This window comes from Spongiibacter nanhainus, from assembly GCF_016132545.1.
GTDB lineage: Bacteria > Pseudomonadota > Gammaproteobacteria > Pseudomonadales > Spongiibacteraceae > Spongiibacter > Spongiibacter nanhainus.
On record NZ_CP066167.1, the window covers coordinates 3,920,347 to 3,933,789 of the forward strand.

The following is a 13,443-nucleotide window of genomic DNA, read 5'->3' on the forward strand; positions in this document are numbered from 1 at the left end:
AGACGCGGGTATTTAGTAAAAATCACAAAGGGTCTGCCATGAAATCCGCCGCTATTGCCTTTGACACCCGGCTAGATACGCCGTGGTGGGGAAAACGCCAGCAACAGATGATCGCCAAGGTGCTCGCACCCTTGGCCAACGCCAAAACTGGGGTGTTGAGCCTCACCCTTCCCAATGGCAACAGCATCACCTTCGGCGATACGCCCCACGCCCGCCTCAACCCCCATGTTCGTCTCCACAACTGGAAGGCCGTGCGCAAGGCTTTTACCGGGGGCTCCCTGGGGTGGTCAGAGGCCTATATGGATGGCGACTGGGACTGTGACAACCTAGCGGCATTGATCGAGTGGGTCGTGATCAATGAAAGTCACGTGGGCGGCACCTTGGATAGCGGCCGTCTGAATCAATGGGTGCAGGCCTGGCGCCACCGGCGCAATGCCAATAGCAAACGCGGCAGCCGACGCAATATTGCCTACCACTACGACCTTGGCAACGAATTTTACGAACAGTGGCTCGACCCCTCCATGACCTACTCCTCGGCCTATTTTAAGGAGGGGTCCAGCAGCGCTGATTTAACAGAGGGGCAGTATGCCAAGTACCAGCGTCTGATCGACCTGTTGGGGGTCACTGATGGCGACTCGGTATTGGAAATTGGCTGTGGCTGGGGCGGATTCGCCGAGCAATTGCTCCGGCAAAAAGATGTTGCTCTCCACGGCATCACGCTATCCACCGAGCAATTAAACTACGCCCGTGAGCGCTTGCAGAAGCAGGGGCTGGATCGCAACGCGGAATTTTCCCTCACCGATTACCGGGACACCGTGGGCCACTACGACCACATCGTGTCCATCGAGATGCTGGAGGCCGTCGGCGAGCAATACTGGCCTACCTACTTCGATACCCTTTACCAGCGCTTGAAGCCAGGCGGCAAGGCGGCAATACAGATCATCACCATCGATGAGTCGCGGTTTGAGCAATATCGCAGCAATCCGGATTTTATCCAAACCTACATATTCCCCGGCGGCATGCTCCCTAGCCCCGAGCGGGTGGAACAGCACGCCACAAAAGCCAACCTGAAGATGGTCGACCAGAAAGCGTTTGGCACCTGCTACGCCGACACCCTGGCCCAGTGGGATAGAGCCTTTTCTGCCAACTGGCCCGCCATTGAACCGCTGGGTTTTGACGAGCGCTTTAAACGCATGTGGCACTACTATCTTGCCTATTGCGAAGGGGGCTTCCGGGCCGGCTCTATCGACGTATATCAATTTGTACTGGAAAAGCCCGCTTCGACTACGTGAGCACTCCCCATATCGGCATCGTCGGTGCTGGCGTTGCCGGGCTTTGCACGGCGCAACTGCTTGGCAAGCGCGGCATTAAAACCACATTGTTTGATAAAGGCAGAGGCCTGGGCGGCCGCCTGGCCAGGCGGCAAACTACCTGGGCCAACCTCGATATCGGCGCGCCTTTTTTTCATCTGTCCCGCTATGGAGCTACTTTGCTGCAAGACCTTGCACCGGGTTTAGACTTAGACCCACTGCCCTGGCAGCAGCAGAGCTGGCATCAATACTCTGGGCTATCCGCGCCGCAGGCTGTTAAAGAGGTGTTTACTACCGCGCCCAATAGCAACCGCCTGTGCCATAGCCTCGCTAAGGGATTGCAGCGCTCAATGTCTACGAGAGTGACGGCAATTCGCCACAGCGGGCAATCAGCGGCTCTGTGGGGTGAGGGCGGTACCTCGCTGGGCTCATTCGACGCCGTCGTGGTTGCAGTTCCCGCAGACCAGTGCGCGGACCTGGTACCGCTGGGCAGCTCAATCACCTTGGCCGACCACAGAATGACACCGCGCTGGACGCTGCAGTTGGAGCTAGAGGCAGCGACGGCGCTATTGTCAGCATCAAACATGATCAATTTCCAAGACCACCCGGTTTTGGAGCGTTTGGTCGACCTGTCGGCACTGCCTGGGCGCAGGCATCAACACTGTATTCAGCTCTCACTGCCGGCTGACTTTGCTGCTGCCAACAAAGATAGAGATGACAGCGCGATAAGCGACGCGGCGATTCAGGCTCTGTCGGACATTGTCCCCTTACCCGGGGTGCGAAACAGGGCACTGCAACGCTGGCGCCTGGGAGGAAACCGCTGCGCGGAGCTAAAAAATATCACCGATACATCTCACCATGTGGTGATTGCCGGCGACTGGAGCGCCGGCGGCGACGATGTCGAGGCCGCATTGCGCAGCGCAGAGAGGGCCTGCACCGCGGTGGAGAGCCTCTTGTAAGGCGTGTCGCGGTGTTCGCTTTTAGCTTTTAACTCCTGACCGTTAAGTCCTGCCCCTTAACCCCGAGCCGCCACTGCCTGCTGGCAGCCTTCGATCCAGGGTTGTAGTAACTCCAGAGCTGTCTTATCAGAGGGCGGCAAGTCTTCTTTACACTCGCTCAGTGGCGTAACCCGCTTGCCCCAACGAATCAGGCCGGCACCCCAGGTCAGACCGGCGCCAAAGGCCGCGGTCAGAAGCGTATCACCCGGCTTGACCCGCCCCTCTTCCAGGGCTTCGCACAGGGCAATAGGCACCGTCGCCGCCGAGGTATTGCCGTATTTCTGAATATTGACCACCACTTTTTCTTCGGGGGTTTTCAGTCGCTTCATCAGCGTTTCAATAATGCGAATGTTAGCCTGATGGGGAATCAGCAAATCGATCTCCTCGGCAGACTTGCCGGCCTTGTCCAGCACCGACGTTACCGCCTCACCCATGCCTCGCACAGCCCGTTTGAAGATTTCCTGGCCCTCGAAATTGACGTCATAAAAGCCGTCAACGCCAGCAAAACGCTCGCGGACGGTGCCGGAATCCCGAGCCGCCAGAATATCCCTGGCGTCACCGTCGCAGCCCAGACGTTCTGCGATAAGTCCGCACTCCTCGTCACAGGCCTCCAGGATCACCGCACCGGCACCGTCGCCAAACAACACCGATACATCGCGCATGGTGTAATCAAGGAAGTAGGGAATCCGGTCGGCACCAATAACCAGTACTTTTTTCATGGCCCCGGAGCGAATCATGGCAGTGCCGACGCTGAGACCGTAGACAAAACCTGTGCAGGCGGCATTAAGGTCAAAAACCGCAGCGTTTACCGCACCGATTGCATCCTGCACCGCCGATCCGGCATTGGGAATCAGGGTATCGGGGCAGGCCGTGCCCAGAATAACCAGATCAAGGTCCGCCGGATCCAGGTCCGCCGCCGCCAGCGCTCGCTTTGCAGCCATAGCCGCCAAAGTGGCGGTAGACACATGAGAAATCCGGCGCTCTTTGATACCGCTGCGAGAGGAGATCCATTCGTCAGAGGTATCCAGAAAGGTCATCAAATCCTGATTCGTCAGCACTGCAGGGGGGACGCATTTTCCCCAACCGGTAATATCAGCATATGGCATATCGCGCCACCTTAAATTCAGTCTATTGTGTACGAAACACCGCGCTGCCACAGTGCGGCGACAAATTGGACAATGCGTGCATTATGCCCGCCCGGTTACAACACTGTCACCCGGCGAGAGCGTGCAAAATTGCCCTTTAAATCCCCTTTTATCGGCGAAAATGCCCTAATTCTACGTACAATTCCTGATGAAATCGGCGTTCAGCAGCCGCGCCCGCCCGGGCACCGCGTGGTAGCATAACAAAATCGTTAGAAGAGACGCCGCGAGTAAAATTCAATGAAGACCAACAAACGCTGGGGCCACGGCGCCCGGGTTGACGACCTCGACACCGGAAAAAAAATTCTCCTTAAAGCCGCGATTCAGTGTTTCAACAACAAGGGCGTTCGCGCCACGACCATTGAAGACATTGCCCGCACTGCCAACGTCACCCGGCGCACGGTCTACCGCTACTTTGCCGGCAAGCCGGACATTCTCGATGCCCTGCTCCATATTGAGCGTGAGCGGTTATTCCGGCACCTGAATCAACTCACTGAAATCTACCCCAACGACTTCCCCCGGCTCCTCGAAGAATGCATCTGGTTTGCCGCCACTTACCGCCGCCCTCAAATGGACAGCGAGGACCACTTAGATGACGACTCTAGCGAAGACAGCCTGCCCTATGTCAACGACGAGGAATGCGAAGCCCAGTGGCGCGAGCTACTCGCAGAACCGCTTCAACGCCACAACGCTCGACACGATATCCATATTGATATCCATCACTTGGTGCCCATCGTTGGTCGACTGGCACTGATATACCGCCAATACCCCACCGAAAAACGGGAGTTTTTCTCTGCCATGCGGGCCCTGCACCTGTGTGGAAAGCAATAAATCCAATATTGCGACTATAGGGATTAGCCACTATACCCGGTAGAAGCACGCCAACATACTATTTCTAACGTCAAAACTATGTCTCAGCATAGAGACACGTTAGAGAGGCACCGCAATGATTGAGCAATCCAACTCCCAAACCGGTATTTTTAGCTCCAGCCGTCGCTCTGCCGCGATGATCGACCGGAGTAACACCCTGCGCTCGGAGTGGTGGCTCAATGTCGACTACGCGGAAACCATCGACCTTTCCGACAAACGCGTACTGGAGGCCCTGCGTACCCGCCCCCCGCAAAGCAGTTAGACTCAGCTACTTCTCGTTTCTAGCGTTTAGATTCCGGCCACTCGCTCTTCATCGCCACATCGGCCAATGGGGAGCACGCCACGTTGACGCGGCGAATATTTGAAACCTACCGCTGAAGACGATACCCAGTTCACAGTTTGCAGCATAACTTCACTCGATAGGGGCTTTTCCCTATACTTCACTGACCTCGTCGCCACTAGTGTTGATTGTCCGCGAAGGCAATTCTTAGTGACGGCGAGGACAACACCATGGCAATGCATGAGACACACACAACAACGGTTTTCGGACAGGCGGACTTCGGCACCGCGACACGTGCTTCTGGTGTCTTAAACCGCATCGGGCTAAACCGCAGCGAGTGGTGGCTCAACGTCAATTATGCAGAAGTCATCGAATTCAAAGATGCCATTGGCATCGACACCATTCGGGCGCGGCTGGCCCGGTAGACACTACCTCCCGCCGCTCCCCGGGACGCGGCAATGATTAACTGGGCTGACATCGACACCGTCCTGCTGGATATGGACGGCACTCTCCTCGATCTCCACTACGACAATTTTTTCTGGACCCAACACCTACCGCGCCGTTTTGCCGAGATTCACGGCGGCGACCACGATTCCGTCAGCGCACAGCTGATGGATCGCATCCTCTCCGAGCGGGGTACCCTAAACTGGTACTGCCTGGATTACTGGTCCAGGGAGTTGAATCTGGATATCAGTGAGTTAAAAAAAGAGGTGGCCCACCTTATCGCCCTGCGCCCGGCCTGCGACCAGTTTTTAGAAGCTCTGAAACTCAGCGGATGTCGCAGCTGGTTAGTGACCAACGCCCACCGAGACGGCCTCAACCTCAAGCTGGAATACACCGATATTGGCCGCTGGATAGACCAGCTGATCAGCTCCCACGATTTCGCCCTGCCCAAAGAGGACCCCAAATTTTGGGAGACCTTGCAGCACCGTCACCACTTTGAACCGTCCCGGGCACTGCTGATCGACGACAATATCCAGGTCTTGGACTCCGCCGCCCGCTTTGGCATTGGCCACCTGCTGACCATCGCCCAGCCGGACAGCCGCCAGCCCCCCAGAAGTGACTTGGCCTACCCGACACTGCATCACTTTGACGATATTTTGCCCATCCCCACCCCACAAGAGCAGCCAGCAGAGTGAGCACCATGAGCGACGGCACCTCTCATTCCCACCACACCAAGGCCCACCACACCGACCAAAAAGTACGCCTCGACAAGTGGCTTTGGGCGGCACGCTTTTTTAAAACCCGCAGCCTCGCCAAACAGGCGATAGAAGGTGGCAAAGTCCATTACAATGGCGCCCGCTGCAAAGTGAGCAAGGATGTGGAAATTGGCGCCCAACTCACCATTCGAGCCGGCTGGGACACCGTTGTCGTCGAGATCACGGCGCTCTCCGACCAACGCCGAGGCGCCCCCGAGGCCCGAACTTTATACCGGGAAACCGAGGACAGCGTCCGCGAGCGGCAGCGCCGCACGGCGGAGCGCAAGGCCATGGGACCGGCGGCGGGCATCCTCAGCAATGAGCGACCCACCAAAAAACAGCGCCGGCAAATTCACCGCTTTCGTGAACAGCAGCAGTAACGTCTCACTAATTACAGGACACACCAGGCATGACCGACGCCATCCGTCGCTTTATTTTTGATGACTACGATATTCGCGGGGAACACATCCAGCTTGAAGGCAGCTACCGCGACATTCTCAGCCACCATCACTACCCGCCGGCGGTCGCGGCACTATTGGGACAGTTTGTCGCCGCCGCTGGGCTGCTCAGCGCCACCATCAAATTTCAGGGCTGCTTGATTCTACAGGTGCGGGGCAGCGGTGAAGTCCCACTGATCATGGCGGAGGCCCGCTCTGATGGCGGCCTCCGCGCCATTGCACGGGATGCCGGCGAGGCGCTATCCGACGACTTCCACACTCTGCTGGGCGACGGTCAACTGGCCATTACCATCGACCCCGACAAAGGTAAGCGCTACCAGGGGATCGTTAGCCTCGCCGGGGATAATCTGGCTCAGTGCCTGGAGAGCTACTTTCAACAGAGCGAACAGCTGCGCACCCGCCTGTGGTTACACAGCGACGGGCAGCGGGCAGGGGGCTTGCTTCTGCAGGAACTGCCCGCCCATCGCCCGGCTCCGGAGTCCTGGCAGCACGTGTGCACGCTGGCGGATACGGTGCGGGGGGACGAACTCCTCAGCCTGGCGCCCGAGGACCTGCTCCACCGGCTTTATCACCAGGAAAACCTGCGCTTGTTTGACGACCACAGCCTGCGGTTTCAATGTACCTGCAGTCGCGAGCGCATCGAGACCGGGCTGCGCTCACTGGGCCCAGCGGAACTCTACGACATCCTCGCCGAACAGGGCAGCATCGAAACCCACTGCGAGTTTTGCCACCGCCAGTACCGCTTTGAAACCAGTGATGTCGACGCCTGGTTTGCCCAGTCCGACAGCCCCACCCACCACTAGGTATCTGCTAACCCCGGGGCAAGACAGATGCTGCGCGGCTTTGCGCGACAGCAGGGTTAGCGCTGGCGCGGGATTTTTGTAATAATACCGGCCCAATTTATCCGCCGACCGCGGGGCCACCGCCTCCGGACGCCCACTACAACTTGTTCCGGCCGCGCCAAAGCACCGTTTAAACGCGGGCTGACAGCGTCGACTTAACAGCAAATGGAAACCGAGAATGACCGCCGAGACCACGATTTACACTGACCTCACCCCCGCCCAATTTATCGAACAAGCCCTGGCTCGGGGAGAAGGTCAACTGGCCGACACCGGCGCGCTGGTGGTCACTACCGGTAAGCGCACCGGCCGCTCTCCCGGCGACCGTTTTATTGTGCAGGAACCCTCAACCGCCGACTCCATCGATTGGGGCGGCGTCAACCGCCCTTTTGAGGCCGCTAAATTTGACGCGCTGTGGGAGCGGGTCGAAGCCTACCTGGAAGACCAGGATCACTTCGTCTCTCACCTCCACGTCGGCGCCCACGACGATCACTACATCCCCGTGGTGGTGAACACCCAGACCGCCTGGCAGGGTTTGTTCGGCCGCAACATGTTTGTCCGCCCCAGCAAGTACAACCCCAAGAGCAAAGAGGAATGGACCATTCTCAATTGCGCTGGTTTTGTCTGCGACCCCGAGCGGGACGGCACCAACTCTGACGGCGTGGTCATCATCAACTTTGCCCAGCGCAAAGTCTTGCTGGCTGGCATGCGCTACGCCGGTGAAATGAAAAAGGCCATGTTCTCGGTACAGAACTTCCTGCTGCCGGAAAAAGACGTGATGCCCATGCACTGCTCCTCCAATGTCGACGAGCAAGGCAACACCACCCTGTTCTTCGGTCTATCCGGCACCGGTAAAACCACCCTCTCCGCCGACCCCAGCTGCGCGCTGATTGGTGATGATGAGCACGGCTGGTCCAAGGGCTCAGTGTTCAATATTGAGGGCGGCTGCTACGCCAAGACCATCAACCTGAGCCAAAAGAATGAGCCCATCATCTGGGACGCCATCCGCTTTGGCGCCATTGTCGAGAACGTGGTGATCGACCAGCAGAGCCGCCACGCCGACTACGACGACACCAGCCTCACCGAGAACGGCCGCTGCTGCTACCCCCTTGAGCACGTTGAAAAACGCGTCATCGAAAACGCCGCCGGCGAGCCCAAAACCGTTATCTTCCTGACCTGCGATGTGTCCGGCGTATTGCCACCGGTTTCCATCCTGTCCAAGGAAGCGGCGGCATTCCACTTCCTCAGTGGCTATACCGCCCGGGTCGGTTCCACTGAGCTGGGTGCCGAGGCCGGCATTCACCCGACCTTCTCCACCTGTTTTGGCGCCCCCTTTATGCCGCGTCCTGCCGGCGACTACGCCGAGCTGCTGATGAAGCGCATTGAGGACTTCGACTCCCAGGTATACCTGATCAACACTGGCTGGACCGGCGGCTCCGGCGCCCCTGGTGGCAGCGGCTCGCGCTTCCCCATTCCGGTCACCCGCGCGGTAGTTGCCGCAGCGCAAAGCGGTGCTCTGGTGGGTGCCGAAACCGAGCAGCTCGACATCCTCAACCTGAAGATCCCCAAGGCCATCCCCGGCGTCGATGAAAAATACATCAACCCCCGCAAGGCCTGGGGCGACAGCGACGCCTACGATGCCGAAGCCAGCAAGCTGGCGCGCCTGTTCCAGGAAAACATCACCAAATTTGAGGTTTCTGACGACATCATTGCCGCCGGCCCTAAAGCCTAGGGCGGGCGATACAAGCACGATCATCAGGGGCGACCACATGGTCGCCCTTTTTTGTTTCTGTGACTTATGACTGCCTCAGCCACGGGTACCCGCGTGGCGCCATGCCCCCTAGTATGCCCTTTCTAATTTTTCCCCGTATCGTCTCACCCAGTAGTTAAGTAGTCGGCGCACCCTTCGTCGCCGGCCCATGGCAACATCGCGACTGAAAAGTGAGGACATCTCAATGAGCGAAGCAAAAAACACTGTAGAAAAAGCAAGCGGCCTGGCCAAAGACCTGTTCCTGGCAAATCTGGGCTTGGCTGGCAAAGCCTACGAGCAGGGCGTTGACTTCGTGAAGTTCACTGAAAGCAAATACAAAGAGACCGAAAGCAAGCTGAAGGACACCTACAGCAAGCGCAACGAAATCTTTGACGGTCTGGTCGAGCGCGGCCAAAAGGTACAAGACGACGCCAAAGCCGAGTTTGAGTCTCGCACCAGCGAGATCAAGGGCAAATTCGAAGAGACCAAAAGCCAGGCCAAAGCCAAGCTTGAGTCTCTGAAAAGCGAATCTCTGGAAGAGCGCGTAAAAGAGCTGCGCGAGACTCTGGAAAGCAGCGTCGAGAAAGTCAAAGCCAAAGTTAGCCGCAAGGCCGACGATGCCACTGAAGGCACTGAAAGCGCCGCCGCGTAAGCATCGTCACAGTTCTGGCGGTCATTTGACCGCCTCCGCCTAGGTCTGTATCACACCTATGCTTTGCACGATGCGCCGTAAGGACGTCGTGCTTTTTTGATTCGAGAGCGACGGGACACCCCAGCGATGGCCGTCGCCCCTATTTGCCACAGTGGAGCACACCATGAGCAAAGACAGCATAAAAAGCCTGAAGGACGTTACCGGTCAGGCAGGCGATCTGGCCAAGCACATTTGGCTGGCCGGCCTGGGCGCCTACGGCCGCGCCTACGACGAAGCCCAAGAGCGCTACGACAAAGCCAGCAAAGAAAGCCCCCGCCTGTTCAAAGAACTGGTCAGCAAGGGCAGCAAGCTGGAAACCCAAGCCCGCGAGAAACTGGGCGATGTCAGCAGCCTGGGTAAGACCGTATCCATTGAGGAGCGCATCAGCAAAATGCGCGCAAGCCTCGGCTTCGGTCACACGGCCAGCGCCGACGACTTGGAGCGCCTGGAGAAAAAACTGGATGCGCTGAGCAAGAAAGTCGATACCCTCAGCAAGTCCAAGGCTCCCGCTGCCAAAGCCGCAGCCAAGCCTAAGGCAGCTCGCAAAACTGCGGCTAAAAAAGCGGCGGCCAAGAGCTCCTAATTCGCCATCCGGCCCGCTCTATTGGCGGGCACACAGGCTTCCCTTTGACCCGGTCCGCGTGAAATACAGCGTGCCGGGTCTGTTTTATTTACCACCTGCAATCCGCCATACCTGGACAAGTTCCATGCCCGCGTGGCAGCTTATGCCTTTGGCTAGGACCTGCTGACACCGATACCGTCAGCCGCCGGACAAGGGAAACGATGAAAACCCGGGATAAAATACTACTCACCAGTCTGAAGTTGTTTAACGATGAGGGCGAGCCCAGCGTCACCACAGTGGATATCGCCAACGAGTTGGACATCAGCCCCGGCAATCTCTACTACCACTTCCACGGCAAGGAGGCGATTATCGCCGAGCTTTTCGACGCTTTCGAAGTCGAGCTGGTAGATATTCTCAAAGCGCCTCTGCAAACCTCAATCAGCCCGCAAGACGCCTGGTTTTACCTCTACATTGTCTTCGAACACCTCTACAACCACCGCTATCTGTATCTGAACCTTAACGATATTTTGCAGCGCTATCCCGACATCAACCGTCGCTTCAACAAGTTGCTGGACATGAAGGTTGATGCCTGCCGCGCCATCGCCAGTGAACTGGCCGAAGCGGGTATTCTTAATATCAGCGAGCTACAGCTGGCCCGTCTGGCGGACAATATTGCCCTCAACCTCACCTTCTGGCTGAACTACACCCGTCTGCGGGATCACCAAAGCGCCCACGAAGTGATGATTCACCAGGGTGTATTCCAACAGATGTCCCTGGTGGCCCCCTACCTGCAGCCCGACTTCCGCTATTTTTACGACGAGTGCTGCGCACTGTTTGAAGCCCTCACACACTCCGAATAAAGCCGGGGAACCTCTACACAAGCTGGTGATAACCCAAGCCTTGCTTAGGCGGCATGTGCAGAGCTTCCCCGTTGTCAAGGCTCGCACCGAGCCGCGGGATTTAGCATAATGCGGCGCTTTCTCAGCAACAGCCGACTGCTAACATGTCTTCAATTTCTCAGCGTATTGCCCAGGAACTGGGCGTCAAAGAAGCGCAGACCCGCGCCGCAATCGATCTGCTCGACGAAGGCGCCACCGTTCCCTTCATCTCCCGCTACCGCAAAGAGGTTACCGGCGGCCTGGACGACAGCCAGATGCGGGAACTGGAAACCCGGCTGGGCTACCTGCGGGAGCTGGAGGAGCGTCGCGATACCATTCTGAACAGTATTCGCGAGCAAGAAAAACTCACCCCGGAGTTGGAGCGGGACATCCTCGCCGCCGACACCAAAAACCGGCTGGAAGATCTCTACCTGCCCTACAAACCCAAGCGCCGAACCAAAGGGCAAATCGCTCGGGAAGCGGGCCTGGAGCCCCTGGCCGACGCCCTGCTGGGCGACCCCAGCCTAAACCCGGAGTCGGCTGCGGCGGACTACCTGAACCCGGAAGCGGGCATCGAAGACAGCAAGGCGGCCCTGGACGGCGCCAAGTACATTCTTATGGAGCGCTTTAGCGAGGACGCCAACCTGCTGGAGCGCCTGCGCCGCTACCTGTGGGAAAACGGTCGCCTGACCAGTGCGGTAATGAAGGACAAGGAAACCGAAGGCGCCAAATTCCGCGATTACTTTGAACACAGCGAGCCTCTGAAGACCACGCCCTCTCACCGAGCCCTGGCCATGTTCCGGGGTCGCAACGAGGGCATCCTCAGCCTGTCCATCGCGGTGGGCGACGAGGAGTCCAGTGTTAACCCCTGCGAGGTGATGGTGGCAGAGCACTGGCAAATCGCCGATCGCGGCCGCCCCGCCGACACCTGGTTGCGGGAGGTCGTGCGCTGGACCTGGCGCATTAAGTTATACACTCACCTGGAAACCGACCTGCTGGGGCAGTTGCGGGAGCTGGCCGACAACGCCGCCATCGACGTCTTTGCCCAGAACCTCAAGGATCTACTGCTGGCTGCCCCCGCCGGCCCCCGTGCCACCATAGGCCTCGACCCGGGCCTGCGTACCGGGGTTAAAGTCGCCGTAGTGGACGCCACCGGCAAAGTATTGGCCCACGACGCTATTTTTCCCAACCCGCCCCAGAACAAGCAGGCCCAAGCCGCCGCCACCCTGCTCAAGTTAATCAAAGACCACAATGCCGAGCTGGTGGCGATCGGCAACGGCACTGCCAGCCGGGAGACCGAGCGCTTTGTCAAAGAGCTGCTGTCCGCCCACCCGGACCTGAACTGCACCAGCGTGATGGTCAATGAAGCCGGCGCGTCGGTGTACTCCGCGTCGGAATACGCCGCCCGGGAGTTTCCCGACCTGGACGTCACTATCCGGGGCGCGATCTCTATCGCCCGCCGCTTGCAGGACCCCCTGGCAGAGCTGGTAAAAATCGACCCCAAATCCATCGGCGTGGGGCAGTATCAACACGACGTCTCCCAGACCGCATTGTCCCGCAGCCTTGAGGCCGTCGTGGAGGACTGTGTAAACGCCGTGGGGGTCGACGTCAACACCGCGTCACCGGCGCTGCTGTCCCGGGTGTCGGGGCTGAATACCTCCCTGGCCAGCAATATTGTCGACTTCCGCAACGACCACGGCGCCTTTCGCGACCGGGGCCAACTGATGGAGGTGAAGCGCTTCGGTGCCAAAACCTTCGAACAGGCAGCGGGCTTTTTGCGGGTTATGGGGGGCGACAATCCCCTGGACAGTTCAGCGGTTCACCCCGAGTCCTACAGCGTGGTGGAAAAAATTGTCGCCAACAGCGGGCGGGACGTCGGCGCATTAATTGGTGACAGCGCATTTATCAAGTCGCTAAAACCGGAAGACTACGCCGATCAGCGCTTTGGTATTCCCACCGTCAGTGACATTCTCAAGGAGCTGGACAAGCCCGGACGGGACCCTCGCCCCGACTTTAAGACCGCCACATTTAAAGAGGGCATCGAGAAAATATCGGACCTGGAGGACGATATGATCCTGGAGGGGGTAGTCACCAACGTCACCAATTTCGGTGCCTTCGTCGATATTGGCGTACATCAGGATGGCCTGGTACATATCTCCGCCCTGTCACACCAGTTTGTCAAAGATCCCCGCAGCGTGGTGAAGGCCGGTGACATCGTCAAAGTCAAAGTGATGGAGGTGGACGCTCATCGCAAGCGCATTGGGCTGTCCATGCGACTGGACGATAAAGCCGGCGAGCAGGCTAAAGGCGAGCAGCGAGACAACCGCCCGCGCCGACAATCAGCGGGCAAAGCCCATCATGCCGGCAACAATGCGGGAGCAAGCAAGCAGGGCAACAGCGGCACCATGGCGGCGCTGTTCGCACAAGCCAAGCAAAACAAGAAGGGCCGCTTATAGCGCGGCCCAG

Annotated in this window: 14 protein-coding genes; 13 read left to right on the forward strand and 1 reads right to left on the reverse strand. The window is 58.4% G+C overall.

Features of this window, described 5'->3' with window-relative positions:
• Positions 1–38: 38 nt before the first annotated feature.
• Both I6N98_RS17730 and I6N98_RS17735 read left to right on the forward strand, forming a co-directional pair.
• Entirely contained in the window at positions 39–1,292 is a 1,254-nt protein-coding gene (locus tag I6N98_RS17730) for an SAM-dependent methyltransferase (RefSeq protein WP_198569651.1), read from the forward strand.
• Positions 1,289–2,269, forward strand: a complete 981-nt coding sequence (locus tag I6N98_RS17735) for an FAD-dependent oxidoreductase (RefSeq protein ID WP_198569652.1) — start codon at positions 1,289–1,291, stop codon at positions 2,267–2,269. Before I6N98_RS17730 ends, I6N98_RS17735 begins: the two co-directional genes overlap by 4 nt.
• Before the next feature lie 56 nt (positions 2,270–2,325).
• On the opposite strand, the gene I6N98_RS17740 is transcribed toward I6N98_RS17735, so the two are convergent.
• Positions 2,326–3,414 carry a ketoacyl-ACP synthase III gene (locus I6N98_RS17740; RefSeq protein WP_198569653.1) on the reverse strand — a complete coding sequence of 363 codons (1,089 nt, stop codon included), beginning with the start codon at positions 3,412–3,414 and terminating at the stop codon, positions 2,326–2,328.
• A 276-nt stretch (positions 3,415–3,690) separates the two neighbouring features.
• Here I6N98_RS17740 and I6N98_RS17745 point away from each other — a divergent pair, with 276 nt between their 5' ends.
• From I6N98_RS17745 to I6N98_RS17795, 11 genes are all read left to right on the forward strand, one after another.
• Positions 3,691–4,281 (forward strand): TetR/AcrR family transcriptional regulator, encoded by a 591-nt coding sequence (locus I6N98_RS17745; protein ID WP_198569654.1) that lies wholly within the window; start codon positions 3,691–3,693, stop codon positions 4,279–4,281.
• A gap of 115 nt (positions 4,282–4,396) precedes the next feature.
• Positions 4,397–4,582, forward strand: coding sequence for a hypothetical protein (locus I6N98_RS17750; RefSeq protein ID WP_198569655.1), 186 nt, complete (start codon positions 4,397–4,399; stop codon positions 4,580–4,582).
• A gap of 248 nt (positions 4,583–4,830) precedes the next feature.
• Positions 4,831–5,025, forward strand: a complete 195-nt coding sequence (locus I6N98_RS17755; RefSeq protein ID WP_198569656.1) for a hypothetical protein — start codon at positions 4,831–4,833, stop codon at positions 5,023–5,025.
• 33 nt (positions 5,026–5,058) lie between these two features.
• Positions 5,059–5,739 (forward strand): GMP/IMP nucleotidase, encoded by a 681-nt coding sequence (gene yrfG / locus I6N98_RS17760; RefSeq protein WP_198569657.1) that lies wholly within the window; start codon positions 5,059–5,061, stop codon positions 5,737–5,739.
• Between the two features lie 5 nt (positions 5,740–5,744).
• Positions 5,745–6,179: an RNA-binding S4 domain-containing protein gene (locus tag I6N98_RS17765; RefSeq protein ID WP_198569658.1), complete on the forward strand. Its 435-nt coding sequence runs from the start codon at positions 5,745–5,747 to the stop codon at positions 6,177–6,179.
• Between the two features lie 29 nt (positions 6,180–6,208).
• Entirely contained in the window at positions 6,209–7,060 is an 852-nt protein-coding gene (gene hslO / locus I6N98_RS17770; protein WP_198569659.1) for an Hsp33 family molecular chaperone HslO, read from the forward strand.
• 217 nt (positions 7,061–7,277) lie between these two features.
• On the forward strand, positions 7,278–8,828 hold the full coding sequence (locus tag I6N98_RS17775) for a phosphoenolpyruvate carboxykinase (RefSeq protein WP_198569660.1): 1,551 nt from the start codon (positions 7,278–7,280) through the stop codon (positions 8,826–8,828).
• A gap of 223 nt (positions 8,829–9,051) precedes the next feature.
• Positions 9,052–9,498, forward strand: coding sequence for a hypothetical protein (locus I6N98_RS17780; protein WP_198569661.1), 447 nt, complete (start codon positions 9,052–9,054; stop codon positions 9,496–9,498).
• A 163-nt stretch (positions 9,499–9,661) separates the two neighbouring features.
• Positions 9,662–10,120, forward strand: coding sequence for a phasin family protein (locus tag I6N98_RS17785; protein ID WP_198569662.1), 459 nt, complete (start codon positions 9,662–9,664; stop codon positions 10,118–10,120).
• Positions 10,121–10,320: 200 nt separating this feature from the next.
• A complete protein-coding gene (locus tag I6N98_RS17790; RefSeq protein ID WP_198569663.1) occupies positions 10,321–10,959 on the forward strand; it encodes a TetR/AcrR family transcriptional regulator in 639 nt (212 codons plus the stop codon).
• Between the two features lie 143 nt (positions 10,960–11,102).
• Positions 11,103–13,433, forward strand: a complete 2,331-nt coding sequence (locus I6N98_RS17795; RefSeq protein WP_198569664.1) for a Tex family protein — start codon at positions 11,103–11,105, stop codon at positions 13,431–13,433.
• Positions 13,434–13,443 lie beyond the last annotated feature (10 nt).

Bases quoted from the DNA above. Each gene is read 5' to 3' on its own strand.
- I6N98_RS17730 (WP_198569651.1), top strand. From the start codon at position 39: ATGAAATCCGCCGCTATTGCCTTTGACACCCGGCTAGATACGCCGTGG.
- I6N98_RS17740 (WP_198569653.1), bottom strand. From the start codon at position 3,414: ATGCCATATGCTGATATTACCGGTTGGGGAAAATGCGTCCCCCCTGCA.
- I6N98_RS17745 (WP_198569654.1), top strand. From the start codon at position 3,691: ATGAAGACCAACAAACGCTGGGGCCACGGCGCCCGGGTTGACGACCTC.
- I6N98_RS17750 (WP_198569655.1), top strand. From the start codon at position 4,397: ATGATTGAGCAATCCAACTCCCAAACCGGTATTTTTAGCTCCAGCCGT.
- I6N98_RS17755 (WP_198569656.1), top strand. From the start codon at position 4,831: ATGGCAATGCATGAGACACACACAACAACGGTTTTCGGACAGGCGGAC.
- yrfG (WP_198569657.1), top strand. From the start codon at position 5,059: ATGATTAACTGGGCTGACATCGACACCGTCCTGCTGGATATGGACGGC.
- I6N98_RS17765 (WP_198569658.1), top strand. From the start codon at position 5,745: ATGAGCGACGGCACCTCTCATTCCCACCACACCAAGGCCCACCACACC.
- hslO (WP_198569659.1), top strand. From the start codon at position 6,209: ATGACCGACGCCATCCGTCGCTTTATTTTTGATGACTACGATATTCGC.
- I6N98_RS17775 (WP_198569660.1), top strand. From the start codon at position 7,278: ATGACCGCCGAGACCACGATTTACACTGACCTCACCCCCGCCCAATTT.
- I6N98_RS17780 (WP_198569661.1), top strand. From the start codon at position 9,052: ATGAGCGAAGCAAAAAACACTGTAGAAAAAGCAAGCGGCCTGGCCAAA.
- I6N98_RS17785 (WP_198569662.1), top strand. From the start codon at position 9,662: ATGAGCAAAGACAGCATAAAAAGCCTGAAGGACGTTACCGGTCAGGCA.
- I6N98_RS17790 (WP_198569663.1), top strand. From the start codon at position 10,321: ATGAAAACCCGGGATAAAATACTACTCACCAGTCTGAAGTTGTTTAAC.
- I6N98_RS17795 (WP_198569664.1), top strand. From the start codon at position 11,103: ATGTCTTCAATTTCTCAGCGTATTGCCCAGGAACTGGGCGTCAAAGAA.